Raw genomic sequence first — 15,370 nt, forward strand, 5'->3', positions numbered from 1 at the left:
CCCGCGCCGTCCCTGGCGGAACCCGCGCTTCCCGCACTCCCGCACCATCCTCCGCTTTGCAGCGCTCCCCGACGATCCTCGTCGCCGCCCTGGCGGCGCTCCTCGCGCTCCCGGCCGCTGCGCACGCGCAGTCGCCCGTGCGCTCCGTGCAGGTGGCGGCGGACAACGACGCGTTCAACTTCTGGCTCCCGCTCCCGCGGCCGGACCACGACTACACCCACGGCATGCGCGTCACGGTGGACGCCGACGCGGCGCCGCTCTGGGGGAAGCGCCTGGGAGCGGGGCTGCGGCCCTGTGGGCGGGGCGCCGCGGCGCCGTGCCTGGCGAGTCGCCTGGAGGTGGGGCAGGAGATCTACACGCCCCGCCGCGACGCCCCCGTTTCGCTCCCGGGCGAGCGGCCGTACGCCGGCTGGCTCTACGCCGCCGGGACCGCCCGGGTGCTGCACCCGCGGAGCGAGCGCACGCTGGGAGTGGAGGTGGGCGTCACCGGTCCGCCCTCGCTGGGGGAGGCGGTGCAGACCCGCTTCCACGACGCGGCGGGGTACTGGGAGCCCACCGGGTGGGCGGGGCAGCTCGGCTTCGAGCCGGGGGTGGTAGTGCGCCTGGGCGGGGCGCGGCTCGTGGCGGAGCCGCGGGTGCGCGGGGTGCGCGCGCTCACGGTGGTGCCGCGCTGGGGGGTTGCGGCGGGGAACGTGCTCACCGGCGCCAGCGCGGGCGTGGAGGCGCAGGCGGGGTCCGGAGTGCCGCACCCGTGGGCGCGCGGCGGGGCACGGGAGCCGCGGGTGGCGGTGTACGCCACCTGGGCGGCGCGCGGCGAGTGGGTGCTGCGGAACCTGTTCCTGGACGGCAACACCTTCCGCCCGAGCGCCCGCGTGGAGAAGCTGCCGCTCGTGGGCGAGTGGGAGGTGGGGCTCGGGGTGCGGGCGGGGGGCGTCGTGGCCGCCTTCCGGGTGGTGACGCGCGGCCGCGAGTACCGCACCGAGCCGGCGGCACACCGGTACAGCAGCATCGTCCTCGCCTACGAGCGCGCCCGCTGACCCGGGGGAGCGGCCGGGAGCTTGCGGTGTAACAGCGAGCGGGGAAGAGAGATACCGGTACCAGGAGGCAACGTCGTGGACACCAGCGAGAAGACCGGCCGGACCGCCAGGACCGACGCGGAGTGGCGGGCGGAGCTGACGCCGGAGCAGTACCACGTGCTGCGGGAGAAGGGGACGGAGGCGCCGTTCACCGGCGCGTACTGGGACACGAAGGAGCCGGGCGTCTACCGCTGCGCCGGCTGCGGCCAGGAGCTGTTCCGCTCCGAGACCAAGTTCGACGCGCACTGCGGCTGGCCCAGCTTCTACGCCCCCGCCTCGGGGGAGGTGGTGGAGACGGAGACCGACACCACCTTCGGGATGGTGCGGACGGAGGTGCTCTGCAGCGGCTGCGGCGGGCACCTGGGGCACGTGTTCGACGACGGCCCCCGTCCGACCGGGCTGCGGTACTGCATCAACTCGGCATCGCTGGAGCTGGACCGCGAAGGGGGCTGAGGGGCGCGTTACCGGAAGGCGCCCCGGGTCGTCCTACGGGTGGATGCCGTCCCCGCACCCGGGGGCGGCCCGCCAACCACCCGTGCCAGGAGGCTGCGATGATCCCATCGTCACGTCTGTCCCTGCGCGTCGTCCCCCTGCTGGTCCTGGCCGCGCTCCCCGCGGCCGCTTCGGCGCAGCTCATCTCGTTGAAGACGGTGCCCATCGCCACCGGGGACCAGTTCCTGGTCTTCCCCGCGCGCAACCTGGGGATGGGCGGGCTCTCGATCGCCCTGGATGACACGCTCAACGACCCCTTCAGCAACCCGGCGCGGGGGAGCCTGGTGCGGGGGACGCCCTTCTTCGGCTCCCCGACGCTCTACAACGTCTCGGGTGACAACGGGTCCGGGCGCACCCTGCCGGCGGGAGCGCTCTTCGGCTCCAGCCGCTGGTTCGGCGGCGCGCTCCTCGCCTTCCAGCAGATCGAGAACCAGCGCGGAAACCGTGGGTTCGTCCCCGGCGAGCTGATCCCCGCCCCCTCCCGGCTGAGCGAGCGGTCGGAGTACAACCGCTACGCTTTCGGGATGCTGGGGCGGAAGCTCCCCCGGAGTGGCGTCGCGGTGGGAGCGAGCGTGTTCGGAGCGGACCTGGGGGTGGTGGACGGTGTCCACCTGCTGTACCCGGGGGCCGGCCGGATCGACCAGGGCGGACACATGCTGGACTACCGGCTGGGGGTGTCGGGAGAGACGGGCGGCGGCGCCTCGTTCGAGGCGGTCCTCGTCCACAACCGCTTCCGGATGGAGCACGAGGCGCGGTACCTCGACTGGAGCTGGGACCCCGTGCTCCGGCAGGGGATCTCCCGGGTGCGGACGGAGTCCAACCTGGACCACACCGACACCTGGGGCGTCCACCTCCGCTCGGTGCAGCCGCTCCGCGAGGAGGGGGCGCGCCTCGGCCTGATCCTCACCGGGAACTGGAAGTCGCACCCCAAGATCCCCAACTACGAGCTGGCGAACATCCCGCGCGACCCGGGAAACTCGCAGGTCTACAACCTGGGCGTGGCGTTCGCGCGCACCGACGGCCCCGCCACGTACGGGATCGACCTGGTGTACGAGCCGGCGTGGAGCGACACCTGGGCGGAGGCCGACACCGCGGTGCGCACCCCGGGCGGCGCGACGATCCCCTCCGGGGGAAAGACGGTGGAGAACGACTTCCGCTTCAACAACGCGATCGTGCGCATGGGCGTCGGGCGCGAGGCCGAGCGGCTGGGCTTCCAGCTCGGGCTGCAGCTCCGCTCCATCGACTACCGCCTGAAGCAGCAGGACCACGTCCGCGACATCCGCCGCCAGCAGGACGAGGCCTGGCTGGAGTGGACGCCCACCTGGGGGCTGGGGGTGAAGTTCCCGGAGCTGGAGGTCCGCTACGTGGGACGGATGACGGCCGGGACCGGGAGGCCGGGGGTGGACTGGGGCGGGATCCGGGCGGCGGACGGGGTCATGCTGATGGGCTCCGACGTCCTGCTGGCACCGGGCGGGCCGCTCGTCCTGCAGGAGGAGCGGGTGTACGTGCACCAGGTCTCCGTCTCCATCCCGGTCGGACGGCACCGGGCGGGTGAACGATAGGCGACGGGAAATCGGCCCCCGACGGCGGCGGCGCCCCCACCGGAAGCTCCGGCGGGGGCGTCGTCGCGTAGTGCGCCCGGAGCGCTTCTTGCCTGGCTCGCGCCGCCATGATCGTGAGCCAACGGCCGGACGGCGCGTACCGTCCGATCTCCGACTACGCCCTCATCGGCAACCGGCACACCTGCGCGCTGGTGGCGCGGGACGGCTCCATCGACTGGTGCTGCCTTCCCCACCTGGACAGCCCCAGCGTCTTCGCCGCGCTGCTGGACGCGCGCCGCGGGGGGCGCTGGCGCATCGCCCCCGCCGGCGAGGCCTCCGTCACCCGCCGCTACCTGGGCCCCTCCGCCGTGCTGCGGACCGAGTTCCGCGGGGCCGGGGGCGTACTCCACGTGACGGACTTCCTCCCCATCCGCGAGGGGAGCGCCGAGGGGCGGAGCGAGTCGTCGCACTCCATCGTCCGGCACGTGCGGTGCGTGGAGGGCGAGGTGGAGGCGGAGGTGGAGTGGACCCCGCGCCCCAACTACGCCCGCGAGGACGTGGTCCTGGGGCGCGAGGGCCAGGTGGTGGTGGCGCGGTCGCCGCGGTACGAGCTGGCGCTCGCCGGCTTCCCGGAGGACGTCCCATTCTCGCTGGAAGGCGCCTCCGCACGAGCCCGGGTGCCGCTCCGGGCGGGGGAGGGGTTCAACCTGGCGTGCGCCTGGGGCGGCGCCGACCCGAACCCGGTGGCGTGGACGGCGGAGCACCACCTGGAGGACGCGCTCCGCTGGTGGGAGGCGTGGGCGGGGAGCTGCGGCGTGCCCCCCGGCGCGGAGGCGTGGCGGGAGCTGATCCTGCGCTCGGGGATGGTCCTCAAGCTGCTCACCAACGAGGGGAGCGGCGCCATCGCCGCGGCGCCCACCACCTCGCTCCCGGAGGAGATCGGCGGGGTCCGGAACTGGGACTACCGCTTCTGCTGGGTGCGCGATTCCAGCATGATCGCCCGCGCGCTGCTGGCGCTGGGGCACCCCGGCGACGCCCGCGACTTCCTGGCTTTCCTGGAGGGCGCCGCCGCCCAGCACCGCGACCCGTCCCGCATCCAGGTGGTATATGGCCTGCGCGGTGAGACCCGCCTCACGGAGTACACGCTGGGGCACCTGGATGGGTACCGCGGCTCCGCGCCGGTGCGGATCGGCAACGCCGCGGCGCTGCAGCGCCAGCTCGACATCTACGGCGAGCTGCTCGACGCGGCGCGGGAGCTGGCGCGCATCGGGGAGCCCCCCGCGCCCGCGCAGTGGGCCTGGCTCCGCGGCGTCGCCGACTACGTGTGCGGGATCTGGCGCGGCACCGACCGGGGGATCTGGGAGGTGCGCGGCCCGGAGCGCCACTTCACCTACTCCAAGGTGATGTGCTGGGTGGCGCTCGACCGGGCGCTCGCCCTGGCGGAGGCGCTGGGGCTGGAGGCGGACACCGGACGCTGGGCGCGCGAGCGGGCCCGGATCCGCGCAGAGGTGCTGGAGCGGGGGTACGACCGGCGGCAGGGCGCGTTCACGCAGAGCTTCGGCTCGCCCGTGCTGGACGCCTCGGCGCTCCTCCTTCCCATCGTGGGCTTCCTCCCCCCGGAGGACCCGCGGGTGCGAGGAACAGTGGACGCGGTGCTGCGTACACTTACGGAGGACGGGCTCGTCTTCCGCTACCTCGCCGAGGAGACTCCGGACGGGGTGGGCGGGGGGGAGGGGGCCTTCGGGATCTGCACCTTCTGGCTGGCGCACGCGCTGGCGCGCTGCGGCCGGGTGGACGAGGCGCGCGACGTGTTCGCGGGGATGGCGTCGCGCGCCAACGACGTGGGGCTCTTCCCGGAGGAGATCGACCCGGCCACGGGCGCGTTCCTGGGCAACTTCCCCCAGGCGTTCACCCACGTGGGACTGATCGACGCCGCCCGCGCCCTGGGCGTGGCGCTGGACTGCCGGGCCGCGGCGGAACGCCCCGGCTGACGCCTGGCCCGGCCCCTGCATCGGCCGACCATCCACCGGAGCGATTCCCCCGGCGAGGCGCTGTACCATGCTGTACTACCTGCTTTTCCTCTTCGTCGCGTTCGGGGCCAAGCTGGTGCTGGCGGTGGTCATGATCTACCTCCTCCTCCCGGCGGACTCCACCTGCAGCGAGTGCGACGGCGACACCCTCCTCCTCCGCATGGGGCCGGTGGGGCGCGCCTGCTCGTGGCTCTGCTTCGGCCAGCTGCAGCGCCGCTGGTGCCCCCGCTGCGGCTGGGAGGGGATGGCGCGCCCCGGCAGGGCCGGCGCCGGGCCGGTTCCCACGGACGCACGGACCGGGACGCCGACGCGGTAGCGGACCGGCGCCCCCAGGCCTGCAGCCCTTCCCCGGATCCGGGGAAGGGCTTTTTTTCGTCGGCGCTCACTACGAGAACGGCGGATCCGGGGCCAAGGCGCGCAGGGTCGTCGGCGGGGTACTCCCTCCGGAATTCAAGAACCCGAAGGGACTCGCTTGCGAGCACTCGCTTCGCTCAGACAGCTTGAATTCCTCCGGGAGCACCCCACCTCCTCCCGGTCGCCACCTCCGCGTGGGTGCCGAACGGCAGTTGCCGTTCTCCCCCTTTCTCCCGCTTGCGGGGGAGAGGGGGCCGGGGGGAGAGGGGGCCCTCCACCCGGTATGTAGCCCTTCCCCGGGAACCAACATTGCAGTGCCGCCCCCCCCGCCGATGCACCGGCGCCCGGTGCGTGTAGAACCAGGAACGGGAGGCAGCCAGCGATGACCAGGTCGTCCGAGCGGTCGGTGTCCGTGTGGGAGGGGACGGGGGGACCGCAGCCGGAGCTCGCCCCGCTGCGCGAGGACGTGCGGGCCGATGTCTGCGTGGTGGGGGCGGGGATCGCCGGGATGTCCGTGGCCTACCACCTCGCGAAGGAGGGGCGGCGCGTGGTGGTGCTGGACGACAACGCGGTCGGCGGCGGGGAGACGGGGCAGACCACCGCCCACCTTTCCAGCGCGCTGGACGACCGCTACCAGGTGCTGGAGGAGGTGCACGGCCGCGACGGCGCCCGGCTGGCGTACGAGAGCCACCAGGCCGCCATCGAGCGGGTGGGGGAGATCGCGCGGACCGAGGGGATCGACTGCGACTACGTCCCGCTGGACGGCTACCTCTTCCTGGGGCCCGAGCACGGACCCGAGCTGCTGGACCGCGAGCTCGCCGCCGCCCACCGGGCCGGGTTCACCGACGTGGAGCGGCTCCCCCGCGCCCCGGGCGCCCCCTTCGACACGGGGCCCTGCCTCCGCTTCCCCCGCCAGGCGCGCTTCCACCCGCTCGAGTTCGTGGCCGGGCTGGTGCGCGCGGTCCAGGCCGCGGGGGGGCGCGTCTTCACCGGGACCCACGTGAGCGAGGTGGAGGGCGGCGCGGAGCCGAGCGTCCGCACCGACGACGGGCTCACCGTGCGCGCCGGCGCGGTGGTGGTCGCCACCAACTCGCCCATCAGCGACCGGGTCTCGATCCACACCAAGCAGGCGCCCTACCGCACCTTCGTCGTGGGCGCGACGGTGCCGCCCGGCTCGGTGAAGGACGCGCTCTACTGGGACACCCGGGAGATGTACCACTACGTCCGCCTGCAGCGCACCCCGGGGGGCGAGGAGGTGCTGATCGTGGGTGGGGAGGACCACAAGACCGGGCACGCCGACGACGCGCAGGCCCGCTACGCCCGGCTGGAGGCGTGGGCGCGGGAGCGCTTCCCCGTGCAGGAGGTGCGCTGGCGCTGGTCCGGCCAGGTGATGGAGCCCGCCGACTACATGGCTTTCATCGGCCGCGACCCGGGGACCGGAATGGAGAACGTCTACGTCGTCACCGGCGACTCCGGGCACGGGATGACGCACGGCGTGATCGCGGGGATGCTGATCCGCGACCTCGTGCTGGGCCGCGACAACCCGTGGGCGTCGCTGTACGACCCCGCGCGGGTGACGCTCTCGGTGGACTCGGTCCGGGAGTTCCTCAAGGAGAACCTGGACGTGGCGGTGCAGTACACCGACTGGGTGCGCGGGGGCGAGGTGGGCTCCGCGGAGCAGATCGCCCCCGGCACCGGCGCCGTGCTGCAGCGCGGCGGCCAGAAGGTGGCGGCGTACCGGGACGAGGCCGGCACCCTCCACGAGCGCTCGGCCACGTGCACGCACCTGGGCTGCGTGGTGAGCTGGAACACCGAGGAGCGGAGCTGGGACTGCCCGTGCCACGGCTCGCGCTTCGCACCCACGGGCGAGGTGCTGAACGGCCCGGCGCCCACCCCGCTGCGGCACGTGGAAGGAGGGGTGCACTGATGGCGCGGATCCGCGCGGTGATCCTGGACATCGACGGCACCCTCGTCGACAGCAACGACGCCCACGCGCAGGCGTTCCTGGACGCGGCGGAGGAGCTGGGGATGGAGGTGCCGCCCTTCCGCGAGGTGTGGCGGCGGATCGGGATGGGGGGCGACAAGCTGATCCCCGAGGTGTGGGGCTTCGAGAAGGAGAGCGAGCAGGGGGCGAAGCTGGACGGGCGAAAGGGGGAGATCTTCCGCGAGCGCTACCTCCCCGGGCTGCAGCCCACCCGCGGCGCCCGCGCGCTCCTGCACCGCCTGCGCGACGACGGGGTCAAGCTGGTGGTCGCCACCTCCGCCGGGAAGGACGACGTGAAGGGGCTCCTGGAGCGCGCCGGGGTCCGGGACCTGATCCAGGACGCCACCTCCGCGGACGAGGTGGAGGAGTCCAAGCCGGACCCGGACATCGTCCACGCCGCCCTGGAGGACGCGGGCTTCCCGGCGGAGCAGGTAGTGATGCTGGGTGACACGCCGTACGACGTGGAGGCCGCCACCCGGGGGGGCGTCCGCATCGTGGCGGTGCGCTCCGGCGGCTGGGGCGACGAGGAACTGAGCGGCGCCGTTGCCATCTACGACGATCCCGCCGATCTTCTGGAGCACTACGACGAGTCGCCGGTCGGGCGGGGCGAGGGGTAGGGCCCCGCGCGCGGCCAGCGGTTCGGGGGAGGGGGAGCCATCCTCCTCCCCTGTTTTTCGGGAGAGTAGCACGGGAGACGGATGGCACGCATGGCAGTGGAGGGAGCCGCGGACGGCGAGGGGGTGGACGGCACGCTGGGAGCCGAGGCCACGGGCCCCGTTCCGCCCTGGGGGTGGACGGAGACGGCGCTGGCGCTGATGGTGTTCGTGTGGGGGGTGAACTTCGCGGTGGTGAAGCGCGCGCTGGAGGCCTTCGATCCGCTGGCCTTCAACGCGCTGCGCTACCCCATCGCCTCGGCGTTCGTGTTCGTGGTGCTGCGGGCGCAGGGGCCGCTCGCGGGCCCGGAACGGAAGGACGTCCCCCGCATCGTGGCGCTGGGGCTGCTGGGGAACGTGGTCTACCAGATGGCGTTCATCCTGGGTCTGGACCGCACGCTCGCCGGCCACGCCAGCCTGATGCTGGCGCTCACCCCGGTGTTCACCGCCTTCCTCTCGTCGGTGACGGGGCACGAGACGCCGGGGCGGCGCACCTGGGGCGGCGCGCTCCTCGCGGTAGTGGGAGTGGGGCTGGTGACGGGGAGCGCCATCACCTTCCACGCCGACACGCGCGTCCTCACCGGAGACCTGATCCTGCTCGGCGCCTCGGCCGCCTGGGCGCTCTACACCGTGGGCGCCCGCCCCGTCGTGCAGAAGTACGGCTCGGTGCGGACCACGGCCTGGACGCTCTGGGTGGGAACGATCGGGCTGGTGGCCTTCGGCGTGCCCGGGCTCGCGGGGCAGGACTGGGACGTCGTGGGGGCGGAGGCGTGGGGCGGGCTCCTCTTCTCCGCGCTCCTCTCCATCGGCCTGGCGTACCTGATCTGGTACCGGGGGGTGGAGAAGATCGGCAACACCCGCACCTCCATCTTCTCCAACCTCACCCCGCTGGTGGCGCTCGCCACCGGCGCGCTCTGGCTGGGAGAGCGCCCCGGTCCGCTGGCGCTTCTGGGAGTGGTGGTGACCCTTTCCGGGGTGCTGCTCGTACGCGCCGACCCCCGCCGCTGACTCCCGGCGCCGCGGTCGCGTACAAGCAGCCTGCCGTCTCCCGGGAACGCGAAGCGGGGCCGCCCCGGAGGACGGCCCCGCTCGCGAGTCCTGCCCGGAACCGGCGTCAGAGCGTGCGGCGCCGGCTGGCGATCATCCGGTACAGGGCCAGCAGGATGATCGCGCCGATGATCGAGCCGATCAGACCCGCCGTGCCGTCCCCATCGCCCATCCCCAGCATGTTCGCCAGGAACCCGCCCACGAACGAGCCGGCGATACCCAGCAGGATCGTCACGATGATGCCACCCGGATCCCGCCCCGGCATGATGAGCTTGGCGATCGCGCCGGCGATCAGGCCGATGATGATCATCCAGATGATTCCCATGGCTTCCTCGGCAATTTTCGAGTAATCAGCGTCGGCGGCCGCCCTCGCGGCCGCCGCGCCGCCCAAGTGCAAGAGCGATGCCGATTTGGGAGCTGCGGGGCGGCCGGCTCACTCGTCGCGGCGCACCGGGCCGCGCATGCGCTTGGTCTCCGAGCGCTGCTTCTTGGCCTGGAGCCGCCGCTCGCGCGAGGCGCGGGTGGGGCGCGTCTTCTTCCGGGGCTTGGGGACGTGGAGCGCCCCGCGCAGCAGCTCCACGAATCGCTCCACCGCCGCCTCGCGGTTCTGGTGCTGGCTGCGGTGCTCGCTGGCGGCCAGCTGCAGCACCCCCTCGCCGCTGATGCGGTTCGCCAGCTTGTCCAGGATCCGCGCCCTCTGCGCCTCCGTGAGCGAGGGCGAGCCCGCCACGTCCCACGCGAGCTCCACCCGCGTGGACGAGGTGTTCACGTGCTGCCCGCCCGGTCCCCCGGAGCGCGACGCGCGGAAGTCCAGCTCCGCGCGAGGCACCCACAGGTCGTCCGTGACGGAGAGGAGCCCGTCGTCGCTCATGCGCGGCGTTCCCGGTGCGGGCTCAACGGATCCGCAGGACCTGCACGTCGAACACCAGGGTGGAGTTCGGGGGGATCACCACGTTGCCGCCCCGGACCTCCCTGTCGCCGTACGCCAGCGCCGGGGAGATGATCAGCCTGCGGACTCCTCCCACGCCCATGTCCACGAATCCGCGCTCGAACCCCGGGAGGTAGTCTCCCCTGCCGATCGTCACCGGCGGCAGCCCGCCGGACGGCAGGATGTTGGCGTCGAATGCCTCTCCGTTCGTGAAGCGGCCCACGTAGCAGACGTCAAGGGTGCTGCCGGTCTTCGCGGTCGGGCCCTGGCCCGCCGTGCGCTGGATGTAGCGGAGCCCGGGCTCCAGCGTGAGAGTGTCCCCGGCGACGCTCGGCTCCGCGGCGGGGTTGAGCGTGCACTGCTGGACCGGGCCGAGCGGATCGGTCGTGTCCAGGCACCCGGACAGGGCGATGGCGGATGCGGCGGTGACGGCCACCGCGAGAATGGTGTTCCTGGTCATGCGCTCCTTCCGGAGAGAGATCGGCGCGGTTGCTGGCCGCGTAGGGCACTGCCAATATAGTGCCGCCGCCATCGGCGGCACACGGTTCGCGGAGGCTCAGCGGACCGCTTCGCCCACACACCGCAACGCTGGAGCTGCAGATGGAGCCGCGCCACTACCACCTGATCGGCATCGGGGGAACCGCCATGGGGTCGCTCGCGGGGCTCCTCAAGGCCGCGGGCCACACCGTCACCGGCTCCGACGAGAACGTGTACCCGCCCATGTCCACCCAGCTGCAGGAGCTGGGGATCCCCTACCGCGAGGGGTACTCGCCGGACAACCTGCGCCCCCGGCCGGACCTGGTGGTGGTGGGGAACGCCATCTCCCGCGGCAACCCGGAGCTGGAGGCGGTGCTGGACGAGAAGATCCCCTACACCTCCGCGGCGGTGACGGTGAAGGAGGAGTTCATCCGGGGCCGCACCTCGCTGGCGGTGGCGGGGACGCACGGGAAGACGAGCACCACGTCGCTGCTGGCCTGGGCCCTGGAGTGCGCGGGGCTCAACCCCTCGTTCCTGATCGGCGGGGTGGCGGAGAACTTCGGGACCTCCTTCCGCCTCACGGACTCGGAGCACTTCGTGATCGAGGCGGACGAGTACGACACGGCGTACTTCGACAAGGGCCCCAAGATGTGGCACTACCTGCCGGACACCGCCATCGTCAACAACGTGGAGTTCGACCACGCGGACATCTACCGCGACGAGGAGGCGTACCGCTTCGCCTTCGCCCGCTTCATCAACCTGATCCCCTCCAGCGGGACGCTGGTGGCCGGGTGGGACTCGCCCATCGTCCGGGAGCTGGCGGGGCGCTCCTTCGCCCCCATCCAGTCGTTCGGGTACGGCGACCCCACGGCGGCCGGGGGCGGCCACCCGCGCTGGACGGCGCTGCACGTGGAGTTCGGCGAGCAGGGCACCCGGTTCGACGTGGTGCACGACGGCGAGCCCTGGGGGACGGTGGAGACCCCGCTGGCCGGCGCCTTCAGCGTGCGCAACTGCCTGGCGACGATCGCGGCGGCGGAGTCGGTGGGGGCGGACCGCGACGGAGTGCGCACGGGGCTGCGCACCTTCCGCAGCGTGCGTCGGCGGATGGAGGTGCGGGGGGAGGTGAACGGCGTCACCGTGATCGACGACTTCGCCCACCACCCCACGGCGGTGCGCGAGACCATCGCCGCGGTGCGGCAGCGGTACGGAGGGCGCCGGATCGTGGCCGTGTTCGAGCCGCGCAGCTACACCGCGCAGCGGCGGGAATTCCAGGATGCGTACCAGCGCGCCTTCGCGGACGCGGACACCATCGTCCTGGCGGGGCTCTTCCACCCGGAGCGCTACACCGCGGAGACCGCGCTGGACCCGCACCGGATGGTGGAGGGGTGGCGCGCGGAGGGGAAGGAGGCGGACCACATCCCCGCCGCGGACGACATCGTGCGGCGGCTGGCGCCGGAGCTGCGCGATGGGGACGTGGTGCTGGTCATGAGCAACGGCGGCTTCGGGGGGATCCACCAGAAGCTGCTGGACGCGGTGGGCACGGGCGCGGGGTAGGGGCGGGTTCTGCACACCGGCGTCCCGGTGCGGATCGTACGGCAGGCGACATGGTGCGGAGGTTGGCCCGAAGGTGGCGGCTACTGCCGGTGCTGCGGCTGGCGGGGCGCGTGAGCGGGCGCAACATTCCGGCAGTCACGCGCGTCGATCCACCGGGAGAGGCAGTAGAATGAGCGATACCGCGGAAGAACGTATGGACGAGGTCCTGGAGATGGTGAGCCAGGCCATGGAGCAGCTCGACCTGGCGGTCGGCAAGGCCACGCGCCTGCCCATCCGCGACCGCCTGGTGGTGCGCGACCACCTCCTTCCCCCGCGCAACCACCTGCGCAGCGCGGTCCACGCGCTCCGCAAGCAGCTGGACGCCGCGGTGCCTCCCGCGCGCTCCGAGTAGCACCGGCGCGGGGGCACGACGACGACGGGGCCGCGGCACACGCCGCGGCCCCGTCCCGCGTCCGGCCCCGTGCTCAGAGGCCGGCCTTGTACAGCAGCCGGTTCGGAGTCCCGCTCGGCACGTTCTTCACCACGCCGGTGGTGGAGTTGTTCTTGATCCAGGTGTCGATGGTGGAGGACGCTGCGTCGCCGTAGGTGGCCTTGTACAGCGCCGCCACCCCCGCCACGTGCGGCGAGGCCATGGAGGTGCCGCTGATGGTGCTGGTGCCGCCGTTCAGCCAGGTGGAGGTGATCGACCCTCCGGGGGCGAAGCCGTCCACGCAGCTCCCGTAGTTGGAGGTGGAGCGCCGGGTGTCGTCGCTGTTGCTCGCGGCGGTGGTGTACGCGGACGCCGCGCTGGCGGGCGAGTAGTTGCAGGCGTCGGCGTTGCTGTTCCCGGCCGCGACGGCGACGAAGACGCCGGAGCTCGCCAGGTTGTCGACCGCGGTGTTCAGCGAGGCGGAGTAGGCGCCCCCCAGCGACAGGTTCGCCACCGCCGGCTTCTGGGCGTTGGCGCGCACCCAGTCCACCCCCGCGATGATCCCGGAGGTGGAGCCGGATCCGCTGCAGTTCAGCACCTTCACCCCGCGCAGCTGCGCCTTCTTGGCCACGCCGTACGTCTTCGAGCCCACGGTGCCGGCCACGTGCGTGCCGTGCCCGTTGCAGTCGTCGGCGGTCTCGCCGGAGATGGCGTTGTACACGCTCTGGGCGCGCCCCTCGAACTCCGGGTGGCCCGGCTGGAGCCCGGTGTCCAGGACGTAGGCGCGGACGCTGGACGCAGTGGCGGTGTAGGTGTAGGTGCCGGAGAGCGGCAGGTTGCGCTGGTCGATCCGGTCGATCCCCCAGGTGGCGCCGCTCTGCGTGGTGGCGGCGGTCATCACCTGGTCGGGCTCCACGTACTCCACGGCGGGATTGTGGCGCAGCGCGGCGAGCTGCCCCTGGTTAAGCTCGGCGGCGAAGCCGCTCAGCGCGGCGGCGTAGACGAAGCGGGGGCTCACCCCCGCGGCCGCGGCCACCGAGCGCGGATCGGCGCCCGGCTTCAGCACGACCACGTACGAGCCCTCGATCGCCCGGCCGGAGGCGGCGAGGAGCGGCGCGGGCCCGGCGGAAACGGGCGCCGTGGCGACGGGCCCCTGGTCCGAGCAGGCGGCGAGTGCCGCGACGGAGACGGCGAGCAGGGCGGGACGGAACGGGCGCATGTACGACCTCCGGTGGAGTAGGGGGGATCGGAAAGACCGCGCGGCCGGGAGGCGGGCAGGCCGGACCACGGCGCGTGGAAGCGCCGTATGCAGACCCTACAGCATGGAACAAGCCAAGTATTGCGGGCGCGGTAAGTGGAGGCGGGCCAGGTCTTTGCCTTCCTTGCAGCGCGGCGCGCCCGCTGCCAGGAATGGTGCGCCGGGAGCGGTGCCGCTACAGAATGGTGCAGCAGACGGCGCTGGCCTGGCGGCGGGCGTAGCGGCTACGCTCCGTACAGCGCCCGGTAGATCGCGATGTTGCGGGTGAGGATCTTCACGTAGTCCCGCGTCTCCTCGTACGGGATCCGCTCGGTGAACAGCTCCTCGTCCCGGTACTCGGGGAAGCGCTTCCATCGCTCCACCCGCGTCGGTCCGGCGTTGTATGCCGAGAAGACGGAGGGCAGGCTCCCCCGGTACTCGCGCATCTGGTCGGCCAGGTAGCGGACGCCCATGTGGACGTTGATCTCCGGGTTGTAGAGGATCTCCGGGTCCCACTGCCGGATGTCCGCCGCCTGGGCGATCTTCCGACCCGTCTCCGGCATGATCTGCATGAGCCCGCGCGCCCCGACCGGCGAGGCGATCCGCGCCTTGAAGGTGGACTCCTGCCGGATCAGCGCGGCCACCAGGAAGGGGTCCAGCTTCCGCTCCCGGGCCTCCGCCGCGATCATCTCCCGGTACGGGAAGGGGTAGACGATGCGCAGCAGGCGCGGGTTCCAGCGCCCCGCCTCCCGGTGCAGGCGGTAGCCCAGGTTGATGCCGTGCACGGTGTACCCGCGCTCGATCAGCCCCTCCGCGAGCGGGTAGAGCAGGGCGGCGTCGTCTCCCGCGCGGGCCACGAGCCGGTCCGCCTCGGCCTCGGCCTCGCGGTGGAGCCCGGCGGCGCGGAGAAGGTCGAGCGTGTGCAGCCACTCCTCCACCCGGGTGCGGGCCTCCGGCTCGTCCGCGGGGGCCTCCGCGAGGGGGATGGGCCAGAAGGGCTCCCCCAGCCGCTCCGCCGCCTGGAGGGCGTAGTAGGAGAGCGGGTCGCGCTGCCGCGCCTCCCGGTAGCGCTGCGCCGCGCCGGCCGAGTCGCCGCGCGCCTCCAGCGCCCGCCCGGACCAGTAGGCGCCCTGGGTGCCGTAGCTCCCGGAGGGGAAGGTCCGCCGCGCCTCGTCCCAGGCGGCCTGCGCCGCGGCGTAGTCGCGCTCCAGGAACTCCATCCCCCCCAGCCGCATCAGCGCCAGCCCGGCGCGCCCGGTCCCCGGGTGCTCCCGCGCCAGCCGCCGGTAGAGCGTCCGGGCCCGCGCCGTCTCCCCGGCGTCGTGGCTCAGGTCCGCAACCAGGAAGAGCGCGTCGGCGGCCTGGCGGGAGCTGGGGAAGCGCTCGGCCAGGCGGAGAAGGGTGGCCTGCGCCTGGCGGCGGTTCCCCTGCCGGTACTGGGCACGCCCCAGGAGGTACATGGCGGGCGCGGCCACGGCGGGGGGCGAGTCCAGGAGCCGCCGGAGCGCGGCCTCGGCGTCGTCGTAGCGTCCGGCGTCGAACCAGGCGCGCCCCTGGAGCAGGCGCAGCTCGCGCCGCTGCTCGATGG

The 15,370-nt window shown here is 73.2% G+C and carries 15 protein-coding genes; 10 read left to right on the forward strand and 5 right to left on the reverse strand.

Annotated features, from left to right (window positions below; translation table 11 throughout):
* Positions 1–56: 56 nt before the first annotated feature.
* From VGR37_01560 to VGR37_01595, 8 genes are all read left to right on the forward strand, one after another.
* Positions 57–1,037 carry a lipid A deacylase LpxR family protein gene (locus VGR37_01560; GenBank protein ID HEV2146083.1) on the forward strand — a complete coding sequence of 327 codons (981 nt, stop codon included), beginning with the start codon at positions 57–59 and terminating at the stop codon, positions 1,035–1,037.
* A gap of 75 nt (positions 1,038–1,112) precedes the next feature.
* Entirely contained in the window at positions 1,113–1,529 is a 417-nt protein-coding gene (msrB, locus tag VGR37_01565) for a peptide-methionine (R)-S-oxide reductase MsrB (protein ID HEV2146084.1), read from the forward strand.
* A gap of 98 nt (positions 1,530–1,627) precedes the next feature.
* Positions 1,628–3,130 carry a hypothetical protein gene (locus VGR37_01570; protein HEV2146085.1) on the forward strand — a complete coding sequence of 501 codons (1,503 nt, stop codon included), beginning with the start codon at positions 1,628–1,630 and terminating at the stop codon, positions 3,128–3,130.
* Positions 3,131–3,237: 107 nt separating this feature from the next.
* Positions 3,238–5,100, forward strand: a complete 1,863-nt coding sequence (locus VGR37_01575) for a glycoside hydrolase family 15 protein (protein HEV2146086.1) — start codon at positions 3,238–3,240, stop codon at positions 5,098–5,100.
* Positions 5,101–5,167: 67 nt separating this feature from the next.
* Positions 5,168–5,455, forward strand: coding sequence for a hypothetical protein (locus tag VGR37_01580; protein HEV2146087.1), 288 nt, complete (start codon positions 5,168–5,170; stop codon positions 5,453–5,455).
* A 420-nt stretch (positions 5,456–5,875) separates the two neighbouring features.
* Complete coding sequence (locus VGR37_01585; protein HEV2146088.1) at positions 5,876–7,420, forward strand: FAD-dependent oxidoreductase; 1,545 nt, start codon at positions 5,876–5,878, stop codon at positions 7,418–7,420.
* A complete protein-coding gene (locus tag VGR37_01590) occupies positions 7,420–8,094 on the forward strand; it encodes an HAD family hydrolase (GenBank protein HEV2146089.1) in 675 nt (224 codons plus the stop codon). Before VGR37_01585 ends, VGR37_01590 begins: the two co-directional genes overlap by 1 nt.
* A gap of 81 nt (positions 8,095–8,175) precedes the next feature.
* Complete coding sequence (locus VGR37_01595; protein ID HEV2146090.1) at positions 8,176–9,138, forward strand: EamA family transporter; 963 nt, start codon at positions 8,176–8,178, stop codon at positions 9,136–9,138.
* Positions 9,139–9,244: 106 nt separating this feature from the next.
* On the opposite strand, the gene VGR37_01600 is transcribed toward VGR37_01595, so the two are convergent.
* The 3 genes from VGR37_01600 to VGR37_01610 all read right to left on the reverse strand — a co-directional run bounded on the left by VGR37_01600 (position 9,245) and on the right by VGR37_01610 (position 10,565).
* Entirely contained in the window at positions 9,245–9,502 is a 258-nt protein-coding gene (locus tag VGR37_01600) for a GlsB/YeaQ/YmgE family stress response membrane protein (GenBank protein HEV2146091.1), read from the reverse strand.
* A 108-nt stretch (positions 9,503–9,610) separates the two neighbouring features.
* Positions 9,611–10,048, reverse strand: coding sequence for an alternative ribosome rescue aminoacyl-tRNA hydrolase ArfB (gene arfB / locus VGR37_01605; GenBank protein ID HEV2146092.1), 438 nt, complete (start codon positions 10,046–10,048; stop codon positions 9,611–9,613).
* 22 nt (positions 10,049–10,070) lie between these two features.
* Positions 10,071–10,565 (reverse strand): FKBP-type peptidyl-prolyl cis-trans isomerase, encoded by a 495-nt coding sequence (locus tag VGR37_01610; protein HEV2146093.1) that lies wholly within the window; start codon positions 10,563–10,565, stop codon positions 10,071–10,073.
* 140 nt (positions 10,566–10,705) lie between these two features.
* On the opposite strand from VGR37_01610, the gene mpl reads away from it, so the two are divergent.
* Together mpl and VGR37_01620 are read left to right on the forward strand one after the other, a co-directional pair.
* Positions 10,706–12,136, forward strand: coding sequence for a UDP-N-acetylmuramate:L-alanyl-gamma-D-glutamyl-meso-diaminopimelate ligase (gene mpl / locus VGR37_01615; protein ID HEV2146094.1), 1,431 nt, complete (start codon positions 10,706–10,708; stop codon positions 12,134–12,136).
* A 169-nt stretch (positions 12,137–12,305) separates the two neighbouring features.
* On the forward strand, positions 12,306–12,527 hold the full coding sequence (locus VGR37_01620) for a hypothetical protein (GenBank protein HEV2146095.1): 222 nt from the start codon (positions 12,306–12,308) through the stop codon (positions 12,525–12,527).
* A gap of 73 nt (positions 12,528–12,600) precedes the next feature.
* Here VGR37_01620 and VGR37_01625 read toward each other — a convergent pair whose 3' ends face one another.
* Positions 12,601–13,764 carry a S8 family peptidase gene (locus VGR37_01625; protein ID HEV2146096.1) on the reverse strand — a complete coding sequence of 388 codons (1,164 nt, stop codon included), beginning with the start codon at positions 13,762–13,764 and terminating at the stop codon, positions 12,601–12,603.
* Positions 13,765–14,027: 263 nt separating this feature from the next.
* A partial coding sequence (locus VGR37_01630) for a transglycosylase SLT domain-containing protein (protein HEV2146097.1) occupies positions 14,028–15,370 on the reverse strand: 1,343 nt, incomplete at its 5' end.

This window comes from Longimicrobiaceae bacterium, assembly GCA_035936415.1.
Lineage (GTDB): Bacteria > Gemmatimonadota > Gemmatimonadetes > Longimicrobiales > Longimicrobiaceae > JAFAYN01.

Coding starts and splice junctions, on each gene's coding strand:
- VGR37_01570 (HEV2146085.1), top strand. CDS start 1,628: ATGATCCCATCGTCACGTCTGTCCCTGCGCGTCGTCCCCCTGCTGGTC.
- VGR37_01575 (HEV2146086.1), top strand. CDS start 3,238: ATGATCGTGAGCCAACGGCCGGACGGCGCGTACCGTCCGATCTCCGAC.
- VGR37_01580 (HEV2146087.1), top strand. CDS start 5,168: ATGCTGTACTACCTGCTTTTCCTCTTCGTCGCGTTCGGGGCCAAGCTG.
- VGR37_01585 (HEV2146088.1), top strand. CDS start 5,876: ATGACCAGGTCGTCCGAGCGGTCGGTGTCCGTGTGGGAGGGGACGGGG.
- VGR37_01590 (HEV2146089.1), top strand. CDS start 7,420: ATGGCGCGGATCCGCGCGGTGATCCTGGACATCGACGGCACCCTCGTC.
- VGR37_01595 (HEV2146090.1), top strand. CDS start 8,176: ATGGCACGCATGGCAGTGGAGGGAGCCGCGGACGGCGAGGGGGTGGAC.
- VGR37_01600 (HEV2146091.1), bottom strand. CDS start 9,502: ATGGGAATCATCTGGATGATCATCATCGGCCTGATCGCCGGCGCGATC.
- arfB (HEV2146092.1), bottom strand. CDS start 10,048: ATGAGCGACGACGGGCTCCTCTCCGTCACGGACGACCTGTGGGTGCCT.
- VGR37_01610 (HEV2146093.1), bottom strand. CDS start 10,565: ATGACCAGGAACACCATTCTCGCGGTGGCCGTCACCGCCGCATCCGCC.
- mpl (HEV2146094.1), top strand. CDS start 10,706: ATGGAGCCGCGCCACTACCACCTGATCGGCATCGGGGGAACCGCCATG.
- VGR37_01620 (HEV2146095.1), top strand. CDS start 12,306: ATGAGCGATACCGCGGAAGAACGTATGGACGAGGTCCTGGAGATGGTG.
- VGR37_01625 (HEV2146096.1), bottom strand. CDS start 13,764: ATGCGCCCGTTCCGTCCCGCCCTGCTCGCCGTCTCCGTCGCGGCACTC.